This is a genomic window from Priestia aryabhattai B8W22 (assembly GCF_000956595.1).
Lineage (GTDB): Bacteria > Bacillota > Bacilli > Bacillales > Bacillaceae_H > Priestia > Priestia aryabhattai.
This window is the reverse complement of record NZ_JYOO01000002.1, coordinates 105,435-126,480: the sequence shown is the minus strand read 5'-3', so window position 1 is coordinate 126,480 and position 21,046 is coordinate 105,435. Positions and strand designations below refer to the sequence as shown.

The window sequence follows — 21,046 nt, the reverse complement described above, 5'->3', positions numbered from 1 at the left end:
TGAATAAAAATACAAAATCAACAGCTAACAAAGGAAACAATAAAGGTAACAAAAAGCCACAGGCACAAAAGTCACAGGCACCAAAAGGTAGACCAGCTCCAGCAGCTGCAAAAGAGTTACCGGAAAAAGTAACGTTTGTCGGAAGCTTAACGGTTTCTGAGTTAGCAAAAGAATTAGGCAAAGAGCCTTCTGAAATTATTAAAAAATTATTTATGCTTGGTGTAATGGCAACAATTAACCAAGAGTTAGATAAAGATTCTATCGAATTAATTGCCGGAGAATACGGTGTAGAAGTTGAAGAAGAAGTAGTAGTAGATGACACTGCTTTCGAATCATTAGAAATCATTGATGACGAAAAAGACCTTCAAGTGCGTCCTCCAGTTGTTACAATCATGGGTCACGTTGACCACGGTAAAACGACGCTTCTTGACTCTATTCGTAACACAAAAGTAACGGCTGCAGAAGCAGGCGGTATCACGCAGCATATCGGTGCTTATCAAGTTGTAGTTGACGAAAAGAAAATTACATTCCTTGATACACCAGGGCATGCTGCATTTACAACGATGCGTGCTCGTGGTGCGCAAGTAACGGATATTACAATCCTTGTTGTGGCAGCAGACGATGGTGTAATGCCTCAAACAATTGAAGCGATTAACCATGCAAAAGCGGCAGAAGTGCCAATTATTGTTGCGGTTAACAAAATGGATAAAGAAGCAGCAAATCCAGATCGCGTTATGCAAGAACTAATGGAGCACGGCCTTGTAGCTGAAGAGTGGGGCGGAGAAACAATCTTCTGTAAGCTTTCAGCCATTTCAGGTGAAGGTATCGATCAATTGCTTGAAATGATTTTACTTGTAAGTGAAGTAGAAGAGTTAAAAGCAAATCCTAACCGTCGTGCAGCAGGTACAGTTGTAGAAGCACAGCTAGATAAAGGCCGTGGGTCTGTAGCAACGCTTCTTGTTCAAACTGGTACACTACGCGTAGGTGATCCAATCGTAGTCGGAAATACGTTTGGCCGCGTTCGCGCAATGGTAAATGATATCGGCCGCCGTGTGAAGGAAGTAGGACCATCTACTCCGGTTGAGATTACTGGCTTAAACGAAGTTCCATTAGCTGGAGATCGTTTCTTAGTGTTTGAAGATGAGAAAACAGCTCGTCAAATCGGAGAAGCTCGTGCTCAAAAGCAGCTTGAACAACAGCGCGGTGAAAAATCTCGCGTAAGCTTAGATGATTTATTTGAAAAAATTAAACAAGGTGAAATGAAAGACTTAAACCTTATCGTAAAAGCAGACGTACAAGGTTCTGTAGAAGCATTGGCTGCTGCTCTTCAAAAGATTGATGTAGAGGGTGTAAATGTTCGTATTATCCATACGGGTGTAGGTGCAATTACAGAATCTGATATCATTCTTGCAACTGCTTCTAACGCAATCGTTATCGGATTTAACGTTCGTCCAGATGCTGGAGCAAAACGTACAGCTGACGTAGAAAACGTAGATATTCGTCTTCACCGCATTATTTATAAAGTAATTGAAGAAATTGAATCTGCGATGAAAGGAATGCTTGATCCTGAGTTTGCTGAAAAAATCATCGGTCAAGTGGAAGTACGTCAAACATTCAAAGTATCAAAAGTTGGTACAATCGCAGGAAGTTACGTAACAGACGGTAAAATTACGCGTAACAGTGGAATTCGTTTAATCCGTGACGGAATTGTTATCTTTGAAGGCGAAGTAGATGTGCTAAAACGCTTTAAAGACGATGCAAAAGAAGTCGCTCAAGGATATGAGTGTGGTATTACAATTAAAAACTTCAATGATATTAAAGAAGGAGATATTATTGAAGCATATGTAATGGAGCAAATTGATCCTAAATGATTGGACTAGTGGAGTGTGAATGCTTAATTTATGATGCTGCTTCTCTTAAAGAAAAACGTGCCGTGCTTCAGCGCATCTTGATGCGCTTGAAGCAGCGGTTTAACGTATCGGTTTCGGAAACTGATTTTCAAGATGTGTGGCAACGAACAAAAATTAGCATTGTCGCAGTCTCATCTAGCCGTGTCACAACGGAACAAGAACTGCAAAAAGCGCTAAGCTTGATCGATTCTTTTCCAGAGATTGAACGTACCATTACAACTTTTGATTGGTTATAAAAGGGGTGACACAGATGAACATAAGAGCAACTAGAGTCGGAGAACAAATGAAAAAAGAGATGGGCGAGATTTTAAATCGTAAAATCAAGGATCCGCGCATCGGTTTTGTGACTGTAACAGATGTTCAAGTATCAGGCGATTTACAGCAAGCGAAAGTTTATATCTCTGTTTTAGGAGATGCTGAACAGCGTGAGAATACGTTAAAAGGCCTTGCGAAAGCAAAGGGATTTATCCGCTCAGAAATCGGTCAGCGCATTCGCTTACGTAAAACACCTGAAATTACGTTTGAGTTTGATGAATCAATTGATTATGGTAATCGAATTGAATCATTGCTTCATGAAATTAAAAAAGAAAGCGATGACCATCAAGAGAACGAATAAGATCAGTGAATGTAGAAACAAAAAAGGGTGTCTCAAAAGTGGTTTTTGCTTCTGAGACACCCTTTTTTAAATGAAAAGGAGATGAAGAATGAGTGGACGGTGTTTTAGTTTTACATAAACCAGCTGGCCTGACTTCGCACGACTGTGTGTTTAAAGTCCGAAAGCTGCTTCGCACTAAAAAAGTAGGACATACAGGCACATTAGATCCAGACGTTACAGGGGTATTGCCTATTTGTATCGGTAGAGCTACCAAAATTGTAGAATATCTAACAGGAGCTACTAAAACCTATGAAGGGGAAGTTACACTCGGATTTTCTACAACAACAGAAGATTCTTCCGGAGAGGTTGTAGAAGAAAAGAAAGTAGCGGATTCTTTTTCACGTGCTCAAATCGAACAAGTGCTGTCTTCGATGACAGGGGAACTTCAGCAAGTCCCTCCAATGTATTCAGCGGTAAAGGTCAAAGGTAAAAAACTATATGAATATGCAAGGCAAGGAATCGAGGTAGAGCGCCCCGTTAGAACTATTCATATCTATAGCTTTGAACTGCTGGATGATCGCGCTACATTTGAGGGAGAACAAATTTCCTTCAAATTCCGCGTAACGTGCAGCAAAGGTACATATGTGCGAACGCTTGCTGTGATGATTGGAGAAGCTCTTGGCTACCCCTCTCATATGTCGTATTTGCAGCGAACGGGTTCCGGACAGTTTTCACTCGAAGATTGTGTGACATTTGAAGAGATTGAACGGGCGGTAGAAGAAGAAACGATCAATGAGAAACTACATTCGATCGAAGAAGCTCTTAATCATTTGCCGAAACTTCAAATTAGTGATACATTAGCAGAGAAAGTGAAAAATGGCGCGGTATTGCCGTGTACGGAAGATGAAGAGTTAAAAAAAGAACCATTCTTTTTAATGATAAATTCTGCAGGTAAGTGCTTAGCAATTTATGCTCAGCACCCAACAAAAAAACATTTAATGAAGCCGGTTAAAGTGTTGGCAATCGACTAGACCGGTTAGGGAAAAGGTGAACTGTGTTTTGGAAACGATTGAAATTCGACATCCACACCACTTTCAACGAGAAGCTGTTCAACAATCAGTGTTAGCGCTTGGTTATTTTGATGGTGTGCATTTAGGGCATCAGCAAGTGATAAATTCAGCAAAACAGTTAGCCGATGAAAAAGGCATAGCTAGTGCTGTGATGACGTTTACTCCTCACCCTTCTGTGGTGCTCGGGCGCAATGTGCAGCACATTGATATGATCACACCGCTTCAAGAAAAAAAGAAACTCATTGAGGAAATGGGAATTGACTTTTTATATATCGTTCATTTTGATAAACAGTTTGCAGCACTATTGCCTCAAGAGTTTGTTGATCAGTATATTATTGGACTGAATGTACAGCATGTGGTAGCTGGATTTGACTATACGTATGGAAAGTTAGGTAAAGGAACAATGGAAATACTACCATTTCATTCTCGATCAAAATTCACGCAAACAACAATTGATAAGTTAACAAATGGTGAAGAAAAAATTAGTTCAACGCTTATTCGCGAAAGTTTAGCAAATGGAGATATGCATCGAGTAAAAGAGCTGCTTGGCCGCTATTATGAAGTGTCAGGTACAGTAACTCATGGAGAAAAGCGAGGCAGGCAAATAGGTTTTCCTACTGCTAACATCGCTTTAGACGATGAATATTTACTTCCACGCATCGGCGTATACGCTGTTGAGCTTCAGCTCCACGGCAAGTGGTATGCAGGAGTGTGCAACGTGGGCTATAAGCCGACTTTTCACGATAATTTAGAAAAGCCAACAATCGAAGTCCACTTATTATCATTTGACGAGCAAATCTACGATCAGCACGTAACGGTGAAATGGCACCAAATGATTCGTTCAGAAAAAAAGTTCAGCGGCATCGAAGAGCTTGTCGGTCAGATCTCAAAGGACAAGGAAGAAGCCCTTGCTTATTTTGAAGGAATTCAAAAGCATAAGAAATAAAAAATATATATAAATAGCTGCTACGACTTGCTTTTTGTTCTAATAAGTAGTAACATAACACTTGTATGTAAAACAACCATTGCTTGGCATTACGATTCACCAACGTTTTGCTCGGTAACTGGGGTTTAATAATAAGGAGGTGAATAGGATGGCTATCACACAAGAGCGTAAAAATGAAATCATTAGTGAGTACAAAACTCATGCGAACGACACTGGTTCTCCAGAAGTTCAAATCGCTGTCCTAACAGAGCAAATTAACAATCTAAACGGTCACTTACGTACTCATAAAAAGGATCACCATTCACGTCGTGGTCTTTTAAAAATGGTAGGTCGACGTCGTAACTTACTTAACTACCTACGTAACAAAGACGTTACTCGTTATCGTGAGTTAATCAACAAACTTGGTTTACGTCGATAATAAGAAGAAAGCGGGAGCATTCCCGCTTTTTTAGTATGTACATTTAAGAAACATTAAAGATGCTACATAATGTGAAAAAAGCTATTGTTTTTGGATATTTCGTTTATAATAAAACTATCACATTTGATTACATACATATTTTATATGTAGAGAGGGGTACTCGTCGATATGGAACAAGAAAAACGAGTGTTCTCCGTAGATCTAGCTGGACGAAAGCTAGAAGTTGAAGTTGGCCAGTTGGCAAAACAAGCAAATGGCGCAGCATTAATCCGCTATGGAGACACAGTTGTATTAAGTACAGCAACGGCTTCAAAAGAGCCTAAAAATGTAGATTTCTTCCCGTTAACAGTAAACTATGAAGAGCGTTTATATGCAGTCGGTAAAATCCCAGGTGGATTCATTAAGCGTGAAGGCAGACCAAGTGAAAAAGCAATCTTGGCTAGCCGTTTAATTGACCGTCCGATTCGTCCTTTATTCGCAGATGGTTTCCGAAACGAAGTTCAAGTTGTCAGCGTTGTAATGAGCGTAGATCAAAACTGTTCTTCAGAAATCGCAGCAATGTTCGGTTCTTCATTAGCATTATCAGTATCTGATATTCCATTTGAAGGTCCTATTGCAGGCGTAATCGTAGGCCGTGTAGACAATGAATTTGTTGTAAACCCAACGGTAGATGAGCTTGAAAAAAGCGATATTCATCTGACGGTTGCTGGTACAAAAGACGCGATCAACATGGTTGAAGCAGGCGCTGATGAAGTACCGGAAGAAGTAATGTTAGAAGCAATTATGTTTGGACACGAGCAAATTAAAAAATTAATTGCGTTCCAAGAAGAAATTGTAGCAGCAGTAGGCAAAGAAAAAGTAGAAGTTGAGCTTTATACTGTTGATGCTGACCTTGAGCGTCAAGTTCGCGAAATTGCAGAAGGTGACATGAACCGTGCCGTTCAAGTTCAAGAAAAGCATGCGCGCGAAAATGCGATTAAAGAAGTGAAAAGCGCAGTAGCTGCAAAATTTGAAGAGCAAGATGTAGAAGAAGAAGTACTAAATCAAGTGAATGAAATTTTGTCGAAGCTTGTTAAAAGTGAAGTGCGTCGCTTGATCACAGAAGAAAAAGTGCGTCCTGATGGCCGTAGTATTGACGAAATTCGTCCACTTTCTTCTGAAACAAACTTGCTTCCACGTACACACGGATCTGGACTATTTACGCGTGGACAAACTCAAGCGCTTAGCATCTGTACATTAGGTGCACTTGGCGATGTGCAAATTTTAGATGGTTTAAGTGTAGAAGAATCTAAACGCTTCATGCATCACTATAACTTCCCTTCATTTAGTGTTGGTGAAACTAGACCGATGCGCGGACCGGGTCGTCGTGAAATTGGACATGGTGCGCTAGGTGAACGTGCACTTGAGCCAGTTATTCCAAATGAAAAAGATTTCCCATATACAATTCGTCTTGTATCTGAAGTATTAGAGTCAAACGGTTCTACTTCACAAGCAAGTATTTGTGCAAGTACGCTTGCGATGATGGATGCTGGGGTTCCAATTAAAGCACCTGTAGCAGGGATTGCCATGGGTCTGATCAAATCAGGTGAACACTACTCGATTCTAACGGACATTCAAGGAATGGAAGATCACCTAGGAGACATGGACTTTAAAGTAGCAGGTACGGAAAATGGCGTAACTGCGCTTCAAATGGATATTAAAATTGACGGGTTATCTCGTGAAATTTTAGACGAAGCCCTTCAACAAGCAAAAAAAGGCCGTATGCAAATCTTAAATCATATGATGTCAACGATTGCTACGCCTCGTCAAGAGCTTTCTCAATATGCGCCTAAGATCCTTACAATGGCGATTAACCCTGATAAAATTCGTGATGTTATTGGACCAAGCGGCAAGCAAATCAATAAAATCATCGAAGAAACAGGCGTTAAAATTGATATCGAACAAGATGGCACAATCTTCATTTCTTCTATTGATCAGCCGATGAATGAAAAAGCGAAGAAAATCATTGAAGATCTTGTACGCGAAGTTGAAGTCGGCCAAATGTACTTAGGAAAAGTAAAACGAATTGAAAAATTCGGTGCATTTGTAGAAATCTTCAGCGGAAAAGATGGACTTGTTCACATTTCAGAGCTTGCAGAAGAGCGTATTGGAAAAGTAGAAGACGTTGTAGCGATTGGTGACGAGCTTTTAGTTAAAGTCATGGAAATTGATAAACAAGGTCGCGTTAACTTATCTCGTAAAGCAATTTTAAAAGAACAAAAAGAAAAAGAAGAAAAAGCAAAAGAAACAAAATAATCTTCTTTTACTACTATATAGATATTGTGAAATCGTCCATACATGAAGAAAATCCATGTGTAGGGCGATTTTATCGTTTGTAGATGTTTGTTCTACCTTGTCCTCTTTATACATATTTTAAATGGTAAAGGGGGAAGGATAAGTGAAGAGAACCATTGTGCAATTTACAGCATTTCTATTTTTACTGGCAATTACATATAAATGTATTTATAATCCTTTTGCTGAAGCATATATAGAAGCACTTAAATCCGATGTACAACTTGTATCAGCTCAGCATGATGCGTTATATCAAAAGATTGAAGAAAAAGCAAAAGATTATGAAAAGCCAGCAGCGAATGCACGAATCGATCCCGTTTGGAAACGGGTTCCTGGCTATAACGGTATAAAAGTTGATCTTGCTGCTTCTTATAAAAATATGAAACCTGCGGGTAAATTTGATGAAAAAAAACTAGTGTACAAACAGGTTAGACCAAAGGTTCACTTGAGAGATTTACCACAGGAACCTATCTACCGTGGACACGATGAAAAGCCTATGGTATCGTTTACAGTGAACGTAGCATGGGGGAACGAGTATTTGCCTAAAATGTTAGAAGTGCTAAAAAAGCACCATGCTAAAGCAACCTTTTTTTTAGAAGGGAAATGGGTTAAAAATAATCCAGATATGGCAAAAATGATTGTAGACGCAGGGCATGAAGTAGGAAACCACTCTTATTCTCATCCTGATATGGCCACTTTATCGGCTAGTCAAATCAATCAGCAGCTTAAAAAAACGAATGATATTATTACATCTACTACGGGACAAAAAGTAAAATGGTTTGCTCCGCCGAGCGGCAGTTTTCGCCCCGAAGTAGTAACGCTTGCTTCTCAGTTAAAAATGAGTACAATCATGTGGACAGTTGATACAATCGATTGGCAAAAACCAAGTTCAGAAGTGTTAATTAATCGAGTAATGAAAAAGATTCATCCAGGGGCTATTGTACTGATGCACCCGACTGAATCAACGGCTGAATCGCTTGACCAATTGTTAACCGACATTGAACGCAAAGGCCTGAAAGTTAGCGATGTGTCAACAATGCTAGATGAAGAAAGAATGATGAAAATACCTTCTTCTACTAAGAAGTAAGTGAGATAAGCAAAAGGGAGGCACTAGCTTGATAAAACGATATACGTGCAAAAATGGTGTAAGAATTGTATTGGAAAATATCCCAACTGTTCGATCTGTGGCCATTGGGGTATGGATCGGAACGGGTTCTCGAAGTGAACACCCTGAAATTAATGGTGTATCACATTTTCTTGAACATATGTTTTTTAAAGGAACAAAAACAAGATCTGCTCGTGAGATTGCAGAAAGCTTCGACCGCATTGGCGGACAAGTCAATGCATTCACTTCTAAAGAATACACGTGCTACTATGCAAAAGTATTAGACGAACACGCAGATCAAGCGCTAGATGTGCTGGCGGATATGTTCTTTAATTCTTCATTTGATGAAGAGGAATTAGCTCGTGAAAAAAATGTTGTATATGAAGAAATTAAAATGTATGAAGATACACCTGATGATATTGTACACGATCTATTAGGAAAAGCCGTATATGGCAATCATCCATTAGGCTATCCAATTTTAGGAACGGAAGATACCTTAAAAACATTTAACGGTGATTCGCTTCGTCAGTATATGGAGCAAATGTATATTCCTGAAAACATCGTTATTTCAGTAGCTGGAAACATTGATGAGAGTTTTATTAAACAGGTGGAAAACTATTTCGGTACATATACGTCAAGTCATTCCGCTCATCAATATGTTCAGCCAGAGTTCCATACAAATCATATTGCGCGCAAAAAGGAGACAGAACAAGCTCATCTTTGCCTTGGATTTAAAGGCTTGCCAATCGGCGGAGAAGATGTATATAGCTTAATTGTATTAAACAACGTGCTTGGTGGAAGTATGAGCAGTCGTTTGTTCCAAGAAGTCCGCGAACAGCGCGGCTTGGCTTACTCTGTTTTCTCTTATCATTCTTCTTACCGAGACAGCGGTCTTGTAACGATTTATGGGGGAACGGGAAGCCATCAGCTCGACGTATTATATGATACGGTTCAAGAAACGCTTTATGATCTGAAAGACAAAGGTATTACGGATAAAGAACTTGCTAACAGCAAAGAGCAGCTGAAAGGAAACTTAATGCTGAGTCTTGAAAGTACAAACAGCCGTATGAGCAGAAACGGAAAAAATGAGTTAATGCTAGGCTATCACCGTTCATTAGATGAGATTTTAGACCTTGTTAATGCCGTGACTAAAGATAGTGTAAATGGTCTTGCGCGAGATATTTTCAAAGATGAATTTGCTCTTTCGTTAATAAGCCCGAGTGGAGATTTACCTAAAGGCTTTAAAGGAAATTAAACAGTAAAAGTAAGGTTGGCTAAAATAATTGAGCCAGCCTTATTTTTTTGTCATTTTTTGTATGGTTGTTCAATAAATTAGATGAAAGGAGGGATTCTATGAGATTAAGCGAACTGAGTGGAAAAGAAATTGTAGATGTTAAGCGAGCAGAGCGTTTGGGTATTTTAGGGCAAACAGATCTTGAAATTAATGAACATACGGGACAAATTAATGCGCTTATTATTCCATCCGTGAAGTGGTTTGGGTTTCGAAAACAAGGAGATGAAGTGCGAGTGCCTTGGGGGAATATCGAAAAAATTGGTACAGATATGGTGATTGTAAATGTCCAGCAGCTAGAAGACATAAACAATGAGTCAACAAAATAAGAAACGAGATGCTTCCTGCATCTCGTTTCTTTTATTTTCAGGGATAAAGATTCACCGATTCCTGTGTGTTTACATAGTATGTTGAAGAAAAGCAATAGGCATTCTAGGGCGTAATGATAGCACTTTACATCTCGATGGTTTAAGCGAAGGATACATCTATTTAATGTTAAAGAAGGTGAAAATGAAACATGTTAACGGATTTGCACATAGCTGTAATTGGCGGTGATGCTAGGCAGCTTGAAGTCATTCGAAAATTAATTCAATTAGATGCAAAAACCTCTCTTATTGGTTTTGATCAGCTAGATCATGGTTTTACAGGTGCGACGAAATATCAGATAGAGGAGCTGGATTTTTCAGATGTTGACGCCATCATCCTTCCAGTGCCTGGAACAAATCACGAAGGGCAAGTAGATACTATTTTTTCAAATGAAAAAGTAGTCTTGACTGAAGGAATACTTAAAAAAACGCCTGAGCACTGCATTATTTATTCTGGTATTAGCAATGGGTATTTAAACGAATTAGTCAAAACGACAAACCGTAAACTCGTTCAGCTATTTGAGCGTGATGATGTAGCAATTTATAACTCTATTCCTACTGTTGAAGGTACCATCATGCTTGTTATTCAACATACGGATTTTACCATTCACGGTTCAAATATTTCTGTCCTAGGTTTAGGAAGAGTAGGAATGAGCGTGGCGAGGTCCTTTGCTGCACTTGGTGCCAATGTAAAAGTAGGAGCTAGAAAATCTGAACATCTAGCACGTATTGCTGAAATGGGTTTGCAGCCTTTCTATCTATCTGAACTCGATAAAGAAATTGCTGATAGTGATATATGTATTAACACCATTCCATACCCCATCTTAACGGCTAAGACATTATCTAATGTCCCGACCCATGCGCTCATTATTGATTTAGCTTCAAAGCCTGGAGGAACCGATTTCCGCTATGCAGAAAAACGAGGAATTAAAGCTATTTTAGCACCTGGTCTTCCAGGAATTGTGGCTCCAAAAACAGCAGGTCAGATTGTCGCTAATGTATTAGTGAATTTATTAAAAGACGCTGCGGATGCGAGAGAGGAGAAAAAATAATGTCATTAAAAGGTAAAAGAATAGGATTCGGCTTGACGGGATCTCACTGTACGTATGATGCGGTTATGCCAGAAATTGAAAAGCTTGTTAATTTGGGAGCAGAAGTGTTACCGGTTGTTTCTTACACTGTACAATCCACAAATACTCGTTTTGGAGATGGAGAAGACTGGGTGAAGAAAATTGAGGAATTAACAGGTCACGCCGTCATCAATACAATTGTAAAAGCAGAGCCTCTAGGACCAAAAATTCCGCTTGATTGTATGGTGGTTGCCCCAATCACTGGGAATACGATGAGTAAGTTTGCAAATGCAATGACTGAATCTCCGGTACTCATGGCAGCTAAAGCAACGCTTCGTAATAATAAGCCGGTGGTACTGGGAATTTCGACTAATGACGCACTAGGGCTAAATGGTGTAAACTTAATGAGGCTAATGGCGACTAAAAATATTTATTTTATTCCATTTGGTCAAGACGACCCGGTGCTTAAGCCAAATTCAATGGTAGCGCGTATGACGATGCTATCAGATACGGTGTACGCAGCGCTTGAAGATAAACAGATTCAGCCTGTTATTGTCGAAAGGTTCCGCGACGGTCAAGAGTCATAGGACATATATGCCTCTTGCTGCTGCATGAATCTATTCAATACTGCGGCTGTAAGAGAACTCTCAATCTCAAAGAAGAGAAGATTTTAAAAATCTTCTCTTCTTTGACGCAATGAAGCATAATAATATGTTAAAATAGTCAGTATATGCAGATAAATGTTGAGTAGTTGAAAATTGTTGGAGGCGGTATTAAAATGACAAGAGAATTACATGTAGCAGTAGTAGGAGCAACAGGTGCAGTAGGACAACAAATGATTAAAACCCTACAGGAGCGTAATTTTCCAGTTGGTAAATTAACGTTATTATCTTCAGCTCGTTCAGCTGGTAAAAAAGTGTTGTTTAACGGAGAAGAAGTTGTTGTGCAAGAAGCAACTCCTGATAGCTTTGAAGGCGTAGACATTGCTTTATTCAGTGCAGGCGGGAGCATTTCAAAAGCACTTGCACCAGAGGCAGTAAAACGCGGAGCAATCGTTGTAGACAACACAAGCGCTTATCGAATGGATGAAAATGTCCCGTTAGTTGTGCCGGAAGTGAATGAAGACGCATTACACGCACATAACGGAATCATTGCTAATCCAAACTGCTCTACAATTCAAATGGTAGCAGCATTACAGCCATTACGCGAAACATACGGTTTATCTAAAGTGCTAGTATCAACGTATCAAGCCGTTTCTGGAGCAGGCGCTGCTGCAATTAATGAATTAAAAGAACAAGCTAAAGCTATTTTAGAAGAAAAAGAGTTTACACCGGAAATTTTACCGGTTGGTGGAGATAAAAAACATTATCAAATTGCTTTTAATGCCATTCCGCAAATTGATAAATTTCAAGATAACGGTTTTACATTTGAAGAAATGAAAATGATTAATGAAACGAAGAAAATTATGAGCATGCCTGAATTGCCAGTAGCTGCTACTTGTGTTCGTCTACCGGTTGTAACAGGTCATTCAGAGTCAGTGTACATTGAAATTGAAAAAGACGGTGTAACGGTAGCTGATGTGAAAAATTTATTGGCTGATGCACCTGGTATCGTATTGCAAGATGATCCAGAAAATCAAGTATATCCAATGCCAGCAGATTGTGTAGGTAAACGAGATGTGTTTGTCGGCCGTATTCGTAAAGATTTAGATCGCGATAACGGTTTCCATATGTGGATCGTTTCTGATAACTTGTTAAAAGGTGCAGCTTGGAATTCTGTACAAATTGCAGAATCACTTATTAAGCTTAGCTTAGTAAAATAAGCGCAACCAGAGTGTCTCGGAACATGATGAGGTGTAAGTATGAAAATAATCGTCCAAAAATTTGGAGGAACTTCCGTTCGTAACGAAGAAGGAAGAGCGAGAGCAATCTATCATTTAAACAATGCATTAAGTGAAGGTTACAAAGTAGTCGTTGTTGTATCGGCAATGGGACGAAAAGGTGAGCCGTATGCAACGGATACATTGCTTTCACTTGTTGATGGAAATAAAGCGTCTCTTAATAAACGTGAGCTTGATATGCTTATGGCATGCGGAGAATTAATTTCATCGGTTGTGTTTACGAATTTATTAAACGAAAATGGCATTAAAGCTACAGCATTAAACGGTGCACAGGCTGGATTTGTGACGAATAATGATTTTACCAATGCCAAGATACTAGAAATGAAATGCGACCGTTTGTTAAAAGAATTAGAAGAATATGATGTCGTTGTTGTAACAGGATTTCAAGGGGCAACTACTGAAGGTGATACAACAACGCTTGGACGCGGAGGCAGCGATACATCTGCTTCAGCTTTAGGTGCGGCCCTTATGGCTGATTACATTGATATTTTTACGGATGTAGAAGGCGTGATGACGGCTGACCCGCGTATTGTAGAAGATGCAAGACCGCTATCGGTTGTCACATATAACGAAATATGCAACATGGCTTATCAAGGTGCAAAAGTAGTTCACCCACGTGCCGTAGAGATTGCCATGCAAGCAAAAGTACCGATGCGCGTCCGTTCCACATATGCTGATTCAGAAGGTACGCTCGTTACATCTCAAGGTGAAGCACAGCAGCGTGGAAGCGATGTGCAAGAACGCCTTGTAACAGGCATTGCACACGTATCCAACGTCACTCAAATTAAAGTTTTTAGTAAAGAAGGCCATTATGATACGCAAGCAGAAGTATTCAAAGCAATGGCACAAGAAAAAATCAGCGTAGATTTTATCAATATTTCACCGAAGGGTGTTGTCTATACGGTAACAGATGAAGCAACTGACAAAGCAATTGATGTGCTTCATACGCTAGGGTATGAGCCGGCTGTTATTCGCAACTGCGCTAAAGTGTCAACTGTTGGAGCAGGAATTGCAGGGGTGCCTGGTGTTACATCTAAAATTGTTACAGCCCTTTCTGGCGAAGGTATTCAGATTTTACAATCTGCTGACAGCCATACAACGATTTGGGTGCTTGTAAAAGAAGAGGATTTAAAGAAAGCTGTTAATGCTCTTCATGGTGCCTTTGACTTGTCAAAAGCACCGCAAAAGAGATAAACTACATGTTCCGTTAGCTATAAGCTAACGGTTCATTATATGAATAGGGATAATGCAATTTCAAGGAGTGAAAACATGATTGATTTTGGGAAAGTCGCAACAGCGATGGTAACGCCTTTTGATCATAAAGGAAACATTGATTTTGAAAAAACAACGCAGCTTATTAACTATTTAATTAGCAACGGTTCGGATGCGTTGGTTATTGCCGGAACAACGGGTGAATCTCCTACGCTTTCAACAGAAGAAAAGCTGGCGCTGTTCCGCCACTCAGTAAAGGTAGTAGATGGCCGCGTACCTGTTGTTGCAGGTACAGGAAGCAACAATACGTATGCATCAATTGAATTAACGAAAAAGGCAGAAGAAATCGGCGTAGATGCGATTATGATTGTAGCACCTTATTACAACAAGCCAAATCAGGAAGGCTTATATCAGCACTTTAAAACAATTGCTGAAAGTACAGAGCTGCCTGTCATGTTATACAATATTCCAGGGCGATCCGTGATCAATATGTCTGTTGATACAATTGTACGCCTAGCTGAACTGCCAAATGTTGTAGCGTTAAAAGATGCAAGCGGAGACCTTGACGCGATGACAGCTATTATCGCACAAACAAGCGATGATTTTGCTTTATACAGCGGTGATGATGGCTTAACACTGCCGGTATTGGCAATTGGAGGAACTGGCATTATTTCTGTTGCCTCTCACGTTATTGGAAATGAAATGCAAGAGATGGTTAAGTTATATGAGTCAGGAAATCCGAAAGAAGCAGCAAAAATTCATCAGCGTATTGTACCTGTGATGAAATCTCTTTTTGCGGCTCCAAGTCCAACGCCTGTTAAAACAGCTTTACAGCTAAAAGGGTTAGACGTAGGATCGGTACGATTACCTCTAGTTCCGTTAACGGAAGAAGAACGCCAAACGTTAGTCAGCACATTAAATACGCTATAAGCTATAAGTATGTTTTTTAAACGTCTCTTCATTGACCGTATATACGAGTCGGTGAAGAGACGTTTTTTTCTTATAAGATAATAGAAGAGCAGATGACGGAAATAGACGAATGAAATTTCTTGTATTCCAATTCTTACTTCAGTTATAATGTAAGCAAATGAAATTGTACGGGTGAAAGTAAGTAGGAGGAACTTATGGTACTAGAAAAGACAGAAAATATTAAAATTTCAGCCTTGGGTGGAGTCGGAGAACTTGGAAAAAACATGTATGTGGTGGAAATCAATGAAAACATATATGTGTTAGATGCAGGATCAAAGTTTCCGGGGGGAGAAATGTTAGGAATTGATATTGTTATTCCTGACATTACATATTTAGTAGAAAATCAGCAGAACGTAAAAGGCATATTTGTTACTCATGGACACGAAGAGCAAATTGGCGCTATTCCCTTTATACTTCAAAAATTGGACGTGCCGGTATATGGTACAGAATTAACGCTAGCACTTATCAAAGAAAAGTTAAAAGAGTATGGAATTAAAAAATATGAAGCTTTACATCCTATCACTTCGTCAACGGTTTTATCGTTTGAAGGAGTGGATATTTCATTTTTTAGAACGCAGCACAGCATACAAGATTCAGTCGGCATTTGTTTACAAACAAATCAAGGTGCAATTGTATATACAGGTGATTTTAAATTTGATCAAAATTCAGTCAGCATTCAAAGCGCTGATATTGGAAAAATGGCTGCCATTGGGGAAAAAGGCGTCCTGTGTTTGCTTTCAGACAGTACAAATGCGGATAAGCCAGGCTATACTGTTTCCGAAGCCGTCATCGGACAAAATATTACCGACGCTTTTTATAAAAGCAAAGGTCGAATCATTGTTGCTGCATACAGTTCCAATCTGCACCGTATTCAGCAAATCATTTATGCCGCATATCAGCATGGCCGTAAGTTAGTTGTTATGGAAAAAAGTATGCTGAAAATCATTGATATTGCAGCAAAACTTGGACATTTGCAGCTGCCTGAGGATTTAATTGTTCCTGTGCAAAAGCTAAAAGATCTTTCAGAACATGAAACGGTTATTTTAACAACAGGTCATCACGGAGAGCCGATTTCAGGTCTTACTCGAATGGCTAAACAGTCCCATAAATTTATTCAAATTAAACAAGATGACACGGTCCTGCTGGCTGCTACACCTATGGCGGGGCACGAAACGACCTTTTCAAAAACAATTGACGTCATCTTTCGTTTAGGAGCAAGCGTAGTATTTGCTCAGAAAAAAGTCCAGGCTTCCGGACACGGCAGTCAAGAAGAATTAAAATTTATGATTAACTTAACAAAGCCGAAATATGTCATGCCTGTGAATGGAGAGTATCGAAAACAAAAAGCTTATGCAAAGCTGGCCGGTCAATTAGGAATATCAGAAGATCATATTTGTTTGCTTGAAAAAGGTGAGCGAGTTGAGTTTAAAGATGCTCGCATGTACCCTAGCGGTTCTATTCAAGCGGGAAATACGCTCATTGATGGACTAGGCGTCGGTGATATTGGAAATATCGTTCTGAGAGATCGCAGGCTGCTGTCACAGGACGGAATCTTAACGGTAGTAGTTACGATTAATAAACGCCAAAAAACAGTAGTAGCGGGGCCAGAAATCATCTCCCGCGGATTCGTCTATGTAAGAGAATCAGAAAAGCTTTTAGAAGAAGCAACGAAGATTGTTCAGCAAATTTTAGAAAAGTGTATGGAAGACAAAGTGATCGAGTGGTCTTCATTAAAATTAAAAATGAGAGAAAGTTTAAATCAATTTTTATATGAAAAAACCCGTCGTAAACCGATGATTTTACCGATTATCATGGAGATCTAATGTGAAGCCTTCCCGCTGGGAAGGCTTTTTATTTGCAGCTGATGCGGATGTAATAACTATGAGAAGTTCATACTACTACTATCAATAAGTGAAAGGAGCTAGAATATGTTTGAAAATAACGAAAGATTACATTCTGATGAAGCGCCTCAGCAGCCTAATAAAAATGAAGAAAGCAAGGGCGGAATATTAGATAAAATTCAACAATTAGGACAGACCAACGTGGCTCAGCTTCCCCAGGATTCTAATATTCACTGTTTAACGATTGTAGGACAAATCGAAGGGCACATGCAGCTGCCTCCTCAAAATAAAACGACAAAATATGAGCATGTCATCCCGCAAATTGTGGCGATCGAACAAAATCCAAAAATTGAAGGATTGCTTATTATTTTGAATACAGTAGGTGGAGATGTAGAAGCGGGTCTTGCTATTGCTGAAATGATTGCTTCGTTATCCAAGCCTTCTGTATCTATTGTGTTAGGAGGCGGACATTCAATCGGTGTTCCAATTGCGGTTTCAACTGATTATTCGTATATTGCCGGTACAGCGACCATGACCATTCATCCTATTCGCTTAACGGGTCTTGTTATTGGTGTACCGCAAACCTTTGAATACTTAGATAAAATGCAAGAGCGCGTAATTAACTTTGTAAGAGAACATTCTCATATTTCAGAAGAAAAGTTTAAAGAACTTATGTTTTCAAAAGGGAACTTAACGCGTGATATCGGAACAAATGTAGTTGGCGGAGATGCTGTTTCATACGGGTTAATTAACGAAGTAGGCGGAGTTGCTCAAGCAATCAAAAAATTGAATGAACTGATTGAGCAAGGACGTCAGAATGAGGAGCAGCTGCTGCAATGATTTTATATACAATGATGCCGCAAGAACTGATTTTTCAGCAGTCTTATCATCAAGAACAATCTCAGCCAAAGCTTATCAACCATAATGGAATCCCGGTTATCGTCGAAGAAAATGAACAAAAACAACAGCAAATTGTGAGGGTTTTAAGCACGAATCCTCAAGATTATTTGAATGAAAATTATTATCCTGGTCAAATTTTGTCGTAAGGATTTCAGTATAATTATGGTGAATATGGTATAATGAATATGACGAAGAAGGCAGCCGCTGTATTGGCTGCTTTTTTATTCAACTGATAAAAGAAACAAAATCAACATAGGGTGTTGGACGTTGATTGGAGTGGAAAAATGGCAAAGAAAAAACGAAGAGGTCAAATAAAAAAGGATGAATGGAAACGCATATTGCGCTTTGAGCTTATTGGCTTATTTTTATTAGCGTTAACGTTAATTGCCATGGCAGGACTCGGTGCTGTAGGACAGGCTCTTGTACTAGTGGTCCGCTTATTTATTGGCGAGTGGTATATGCTGTGTTTAATCGGAATGGTTATTCTATCTGTTTATATTATTTGGAAAAGAGAAATGCCTCCTTTAGTGACGCGGCAGCTTATCGGTACATATCTCATTATTTTATCTATCTTACTGTTTAGTCACGTGACGTTATTTGAAAATTTATCGAAAAACGGAACCTTTACAGATCCATCTGTCATTATGAATACGTGGGATTTGTATATGCTCGAAGCAACGGGCCAATCGAATCACAGTGATTTAGGTGGAGGAATGATAGGGGCTATTATGTTTGCCATGTTCTACTATCTGTTTGATAGCTTAGGAACAGAACTTATCGCTGCCTTGCTTATTGTGATTGGGGTACTGCTCATTACCGGACGTTCGCTTCACGAAACGGTATTAAAACTTCTGTCACCTCTAGTGAATTTTTTAACAACGGAGTTAAAAGAAGGCTGGCAAGATATTCAGACGTGGAAGCATAAAAAGAAAAAAGCCCCTAAAGCAACAAAAAAGAGACGCCAAGAAAAAGTTGTTCAAGAACCTGAAGAAAGCGTGGAAATAGAAGTAGAAGCACCTTCGCCTCCAATTATTGAACACTTTGATTATGGAGAGGAAGAGTCTAGTCAATCTCCTGCTGCTCCTATAGCTCCGGTGCCGCCGGTTATGGAATCGAAGCCCTTAGCTGCTGCACCGCAACAGCCAAGGCCGCAAAAGGAACAGGAAGAAGAAAAAGCTCCTATGATTACATTTACTGAAACGGAAAATAAAGAGTATGAGCTGCCTCCTATCAAGCTATTAACGATGCCAAAGAAAAGTAACCAGGCAAAAGAGCATAAAAACATTTATAAAAATGCCGAAAAACTTGAAAAAACGTTTCAAAGTTTCGGCGTAAAAGCAAAAGTGGCAAAAGTTCACCTTGGGCCAGCTGTTACAAAGTATGAAGTATATCCTGATGTAGGAGTCAAAGTAAGTAAGATTGTCAATTTAAGTGATGATCTAGCACTTGCATTAGCTGCCAAAGATATTCGGATTGAAGCTCCAATTCCGGGGAAATCAGCGGTAGGAATTGAAGTGCCGAACGAAGAAGTAGCGATGGTTTCACTTAGAGAAGTACTTGAAGCAACTGAAAATAACCGACCGGATAAAAAGCTATTAGTTGGTTTAGGAAGAGATATTTCAGGAGAAGCTGTGCTAGCAGAGCTTAATAAAATGCCTCATATGCTTGTAGCAGGGGCAACAGGAAGCGGAAAAAGTGTGTGTATCAACGGTATTATTATTAGTATTTTAATGAGAACAAAGCCTCATGAAGTAAAATTAATGATGATTGACCCTAAAATGGTTGAGCTGAATATGTACAATGGTATTCCGCATTTATTGGCTCCTGTCGTAACAGATCCGAAAAAAGCTTCTCAAGCATTAAAGAAAGTTGTAAGTGAAATGGAGCGACGTTATGAGTTGTTCTCACACAGCGGAACGAGAAACATTGAAGGATATAACGATTTAGTAAAACGTATGAATGATGATGGAGACGCCGATGCAAAACAGCCGACTCTTCCTTATATTGTGGTGATCGTCGATGAGTTGGCTGACTTGATGATGGTTGCTTCATCTGACGTCGAAGATTCGATCACACGTCTTGCTCAAATGGCTCGTGCTGCCGGCATTCATTTGATTATTGCTACACAGCGACCATCAGTAGATGTTATTACTGGAGTTATTAAAGCAAACATTCCTTCCCGAATTGCTTTTAGCGTATCTTCACAAACTGACTCTCGTACGATCTTAGATATGGGAGGAGCTGAGAAGCTTCTAGGAAGAGGAGATATGCTGTTTATGCCTGTTGGAGCTTCAAAACCTGTGCGTGTGCAAGGTGCCTTTTTATCAGATGAAGAAGTAGAAGAGATTGTTGATTTTGTAATTGCACAGCAAAAAGCACAGTATCAAGAAGAAATGATTCCAACAGATGCCCCTGAACAAGTCGATGATTTTGCAGATGAGCTATATGACGAAGCGGTTCAGCTTGTGGCAGAAATGCAAACAGCTTCTGTTTCTATGCTGCAGCGACGCTTTCGAATTGGCTATAACCGGGCTGCACGCTTAATCGATGCGATGGAAGAGCGTGGAGTGGTGGGACCTTATGAAGGAAGCAAGCCGCGTTCGGTGCTGATTTCTCAGCAAAATGAAGATGTTGGATCTTAATAATGTTACTAGAAAAGATGAGGCTGGGATAAAATTATTTTAGCTGAAGTGAAAAACGAACCATTAATCAAAAAGTTTGATTAGCGGTTCGTTTTTTTGTTATGGTGTCGCAAGCAGTTCAGCTCATGTATCCCATTTGTTCGTCTTTAGGTTGGATTCATTTAGTTATGTCTCAACCTCATTTTTTTATGGAAGAAGAGACGGTAAGAATAGTATTATACAAAAATATGTCATGCTAAATAAATGAAATAAAAACGAATATTAAAAAATTTAATGACTAAAATGTTTGGTTTTTATCTAATATTAGAAGAAAAGCAGGTTGTTAGGTATGCTGACATTAAAAAATAACAAAAATTCATTTTTTTAAAAAAACATTAAAAATTTTAACAAAAAATTAATATAACCTATTTATTTATCTGTCGAAAAATGATATATTATTTTCGATTAAGTAGTCGAACATCAGAGGTCTGATGACTTTTTA

General features: G+C 39.3%; 18 protein-coding genes and 1 pseudogene. All 19 read left to right on the top strand.

Going from position 1 to position 21,046, the window contains the following annotated elements:
* Positions 1 to 2: 2 nt before the first annotated feature.
* Positions 3 to 1,871: pseudogene (gene infB, locus N178_RS01965) on the top strand (translation initiation factor IF-2); the annotation flags it as partial.
* Positions 1,868 to 2,146, top strand: a complete 279-nt coding sequence (locus N178_RS01960) for a DUF503 domain-containing protein (protein WP_013058835.1) — start codon at positions 1,868 to 1,870, stop codon at positions 2,144 to 2,146. The pseudogene infB and the gene N178_RS01960, both read left to right, overlap by 4 nt.
* A gap of 14 nt (positions 2,147 to 2,160) precedes the next feature.
* A complete protein-coding gene (gene rbfA, locus N178_RS01955; RefSeq protein ID WP_013058834.1) occupies positions 2,161 to 2,526 on the top strand; it encodes a 30S ribosome-binding factor RbfA in 366 nt (121 codons plus the stop codon).
* Positions 2,527 to 2,618: 92 nt separating this feature from the next.
* A complete protein-coding gene (gene truB, locus N178_RS01950) occupies positions 2,619 to 3,536 on the top strand; it encodes a tRNA pseudouridine(55) synthase TruB (RefSeq protein ID WP_045290085.1) in 918 nt (305 codons plus the stop codon).
* Positions 3,537 to 3,564: 28 nt separating this feature from the next.
* Positions 3,565 to 4,521 (top strand): bifunctional riboflavin kinase/FAD synthetase, encoded by a 957-nt coding sequence (ribF, locus tag N178_RS01945; protein WP_045290083.1) that lies wholly within the window; start codon positions 3,565 to 3,567, stop codon positions 4,519 to 4,521.
* Between the two features lie 148 nt (positions 4,522 to 4,669).
* Positions 4,670 to 4,939, top strand: coding sequence for a 30S ribosomal protein S15 (gene rpsO / locus N178_RS01940; RefSeq protein WP_013058831.1), 270 nt, complete (start codon positions 4,670 to 4,672; stop codon positions 4,937 to 4,939).
* A gap of 168 nt (positions 4,940 to 5,107) precedes the next feature.
* On the top strand, positions 5,108 to 7,234 hold the full coding sequence (gene pnp / locus N178_RS01935) for a polyribonucleotide nucleotidyltransferase (protein WP_014458473.1): 2,127 nt from the start codon (positions 5,108 to 5,110) through the stop codon (positions 7,232 to 7,234).
* A 142-nt stretch (positions 7,235 to 7,376) separates the two neighbouring features.
* Entirely contained in the window at positions 7,377 to 8,357 is a 981-nt protein-coding gene (locus N178_RS01930; RefSeq protein ID WP_045290081.1) for a polysaccharide deacetylase family protein, read from the top strand.
* A 28-nt stretch (positions 8,358 to 8,385) separates the two neighbouring features.
* Positions 8,386 to 9,630, top strand: coding sequence for a M16 family metallopeptidase (locus tag N178_RS01925; protein ID WP_045290079.1), 1,245 nt, complete (start codon positions 8,386 to 8,388; stop codon positions 9,628 to 9,630).
* A gap of 98 nt (positions 9,631 to 9,728) precedes the next feature.
* A complete protein-coding gene (locus N178_RS01920) occupies positions 9,729 to 9,995 on the top strand; it encodes a YlmC/YmxH family sporulation protein (protein ID WP_028410846.1) in 267 nt (88 codons plus the stop codon).
* 188 nt (positions 9,996 to 10,183) lie between these two features.
* Complete coding sequence (gene dpaA / locus N178_RS01915) at positions 10,184 to 11,083, top strand: dipicolinic acid synthetase subunit A (RefSeq protein ID WP_045290076.1); 900 nt, start codon at positions 10,184 to 10,186, stop codon at positions 11,081 to 11,083.
* Entirely contained in the window at positions 11,083 to 11,688 is a 606-nt protein-coding gene (locus N178_RS01910) for a dipicolinate synthase subunit B (RefSeq protein WP_013058825.1), read from the top strand. Before dpaA ends, N178_RS01910 begins: the two co-directional genes overlap by 1 nt.
* A gap of 191 nt (positions 11,689 to 11,879) precedes the next feature.
* Positions 11,880 to 12,923, top strand: a complete 1,044-nt coding sequence (gene asd / locus N178_RS01905; RefSeq protein ID WP_013058824.1) for an aspartate-semialdehyde dehydrogenase — start codon at positions 11,880 to 11,882, stop codon at positions 12,921 to 12,923.
* A 39-nt stretch (positions 12,924 to 12,962) separates the two neighbouring features.
* Positions 12,963 to 14,195 carry an aspartate kinase gene (dapG, locus tag N178_RS01900; protein WP_045290074.1) on the top strand — a complete coding sequence of 411 codons (1,233 nt, stop codon included), beginning with the start codon at positions 12,963 to 12,965 and terminating at the stop codon, positions 14,193 to 14,195.
* A gap of 75 nt (positions 14,196 to 14,270) precedes the next feature.
* On the top strand, positions 14,271 to 15,143 hold the full coding sequence (gene dapA, locus N178_RS01895; RefSeq protein ID WP_013058822.1) for a 4-hydroxy-tetrahydrodipicolinate synthase: 873 nt from the start codon (positions 14,271 to 14,273) through the stop codon (positions 15,141 to 15,143).
* Between the two features lie 194 nt (positions 15,144 to 15,337).
* Positions 15,338 to 17,005: a ribonuclease J gene (locus tag N178_RS01890; RefSeq protein ID WP_045290071.1), complete on the top strand. Its 1,668-nt coding sequence runs from the start codon at positions 15,338 to 15,340 to the stop codon at positions 17,003 to 17,005.
* 105 nt (positions 17,006 to 17,110) lie between these two features.
* Entirely contained in the window at positions 17,111 to 17,863 is a 753-nt protein-coding gene (locus N178_RS01885; RefSeq protein ID WP_013058820.1) for a ClpP family protease, read from the top strand.
* Positions 17,860 to 18,069 (top strand): YlzJ-like family protein, encoded by a 210-nt coding sequence (locus tag N178_RS01880; RefSeq protein ID WP_028411391.1) that lies wholly within the window; start codon positions 17,860 to 17,862, stop codon positions 18,067 to 18,069. The genes N178_RS01885 and N178_RS01880 overlap by 4 nt, the downstream gene beginning before the upstream one ends.
* Before the next feature lie 138 nt (positions 18,070 to 18,207).
* Entirely contained in the window at positions 18,208 to 20,565 is a 2,358-nt protein-coding gene (locus N178_RS01875) for an FtsK/SpoIIIE family DNA translocase (RefSeq protein WP_045290069.1), read from the top strand.
* Positions 20,566 to 21,046: the final 481 nt, after the last annotated feature.

What these genes read in the sequence shown, in the direction of transcription:
- N178_RS01960 (WP_013058835.1), top strand. Translation starts at nt 1,868, where the DNA reads ATGATTGGACTAGTGGAGTGTGAATGCTTAATTTATGATGCTGCTTCT.
- rbfA (WP_013058834.1), top strand. Translation starts at nt 2,161, where the DNA reads ATGAACATAAGAGCAACTAGAGTCGGAGAACAAATGAAAAAAGAGATG.
- rpsO (WP_013058831.1), top strand. Translation starts at nt 4,670, where the DNA reads ATGGCTATCACACAAGAGCGTAAAAATGAAATCATTAGTGAGTACAAA.
- pnp (WP_014458473.1), top strand. Translation starts at nt 5,108, where the DNA reads ATGGAACAAGAAAAACGAGTGTTCTCCGTAGATCTAGCTGGACGAAAG.
- N178_RS01920 (WP_028410846.1), top strand. Translation starts at nt 9,729, where the DNA reads ATGAGATTAAGCGAACTGAGTGGAAAAGAAATTGTAGATGTTAAGCGA.
- dpaA (WP_045290076.1), top strand. Translation starts at nt 10,184, where the DNA reads ATGTTAACGGATTTGCACATAGCTGTAATTGGCGGTGATGCTAGGCAG.
- N178_RS01910 (WP_013058825.1), top strand. Translation starts at nt 11,083, where the DNA reads ATGTCATTAAAAGGTAAAAGAATAGGATTCGGCTTGACGGGATCTCAC.
- asd (WP_013058824.1), top strand. Translation starts at nt 11,880, where the DNA reads ATGACAAGAGAATTACATGTAGCAGTAGTAGGAGCAACAGGTGCAGTA.
- dapG (WP_045290074.1), top strand. Translation starts at nt 12,963, where the DNA reads ATGAAAATAATCGTCCAAAAATTTGGAGGAACTTCCGTTCGTAACGAA.
- dapA (WP_013058822.1), top strand. Translation starts at nt 14,271, where the DNA reads ATGATTGATTTTGGGAAAGTCGCAACAGCGATGGTAACGCCTTTTGAT.
- N178_RS01890 (WP_045290071.1), top strand. Translation starts at nt 15,338, where the DNA reads ATGGTACTAGAAAAGACAGAAAATATTAAAATTTCAGCCTTGGGTGGA.
- N178_RS01885 (WP_013058820.1), top strand. Translation starts at nt 17,111, where the DNA reads ATGTTTGAAAATAACGAAAGATTACATTCTGATGAAGCGCCTCAGCAG.
- N178_RS01880 (WP_028411391.1), top strand. Translation starts at nt 17,860, where the DNA reads ATGATTTTATATACAATGATGCCGCAAGAACTGATTTTTCAGCAGTCT.
- N178_RS01875 (WP_045290069.1), top strand. Translation starts at nt 18,208, where the DNA reads ATGGCAAAGAAAAAACGAAGAGGTCAAATAAAAAAGGATGAATGGAAA.